Raw genomic sequence first — 1119 nt, forward strand, 5'->3', positions numbered from 1 at the left:
CCAGGCCCCGCGGGCGATCGTCATGATCTTCGGAACGGCCAGGGTGACCATCTTGTCGAGCATCCACATCGGCGCTTCGGCGGCGACGCACCAGTCCTCGAGCCGCTCCGGGGTCAGAGCGCGCTCGCCGCTCTCCAGCTTCCGGTAGAGGGAGAGCGAGACGTACATGCGCCGGGCGATCTCCTCCTGGGTGATGCCCAGGGTCTCGCGCCGGTAGCGCAGGTACATCGCGAGCAGGGACGGTTCGGGTTCGGCGTTCGTCATGCGAGCGCGAACGGGTCGACGGTGGCGGTGCCGGGGGTTCGCGGCGTGAGGACGAACAACTGGTAGGAGCAGTCCTGGGGGTGATAGGCGTTGTAGGCGCGCATGGTGAAGTGTCGGAGCTCGCCGGCTTCCGGATCGCGGACCAGCATGAGCGAATCGGTGTAGAGGTCCTCGTCCATGGGCGTGTTCCACATGCGCTCGAATTCCGGATTCGTGCGGCAGGTCCGGATGATCTGCGTGAGCCGTTCGGGAGCGACGACGCCGGGTGCGAGAACTCGGAGGGTGAACAGCAACCGGTGGGCCACGGTGTCCCAGTTGACCAGGGACTCGCGCGCTTCGGACACGGTCATCATCTGTTCGATGACGTTCACCGGCCGCTCGGAGCCCTCGGGTGCGGGGGCCAGCCAGGGGAACGCGGCTGTCGCCGCCGAATTGGCCGCCAGCACCTCGTATTCGGGGAACCGGTGATAGAAGGCCGGATACGGCAGGGCCTGAAGATGATCGAGGTCTTCCCGACGCAGCACGGGCGGCCACACTCCCCGCGCCACCTTCACGATCTTCGGCATCGTCAGCGAGACCATCTTCTCGAGCATCCAGCTCGGCGCGTCCATGACGGCACACCAGTCCGAGAGCCGCTCGGCGGTGAGCATGCGTTCCCCGCTCTCGAGCTTCCGATACAGCGAGAGGCTGACGAACATGCGCTTGGCGGTTTCCTCCTGGGTGATGCCGAGCGTCTCGCGCCGGTACCGCATGTAGATCCCGAGCAAGGGTTGTTCGGGGATCGAGTCGAACACTCCTAGCACCTGTTGTCCACCCTTCCGGAAATCTTCCGCCAGCCTACGGTCCGGTGCAGGT

The 1119-nt window shown here is 65.8% G+C and carries 2 protein-coding genes; both read right to left on the reverse strand.

The features are described 5' to 3' along the window. The coding region (locus ACIRS4_RS38350; RefSeq protein WP_404204925.1) for a helix-turn-helix domain-containing protein at positions 1 to 264 on the reverse strand (264 nt) is incomplete at its 3' end. Beyond that, the coding region (locus ACIRS4_RS38355; RefSeq protein WP_404204926.1) for a helix-turn-helix domain-containing protein at positions 261 to 1119 on the reverse strand (859 nt) is incomplete at its 5' end. The genes ACIRS4_RS38355 and ACIRS4_RS38350, both read right to left, overlap by 4 nt.

The organism is Streptomyces sp. NPDC101166 (genome assembly GCF_044768125.1).
Taxonomy (GTDB): domain Bacteria; phylum Actinomycetota; class Actinomycetes; order Streptomycetales; family Streptomycetaceae; genus Streptomyces.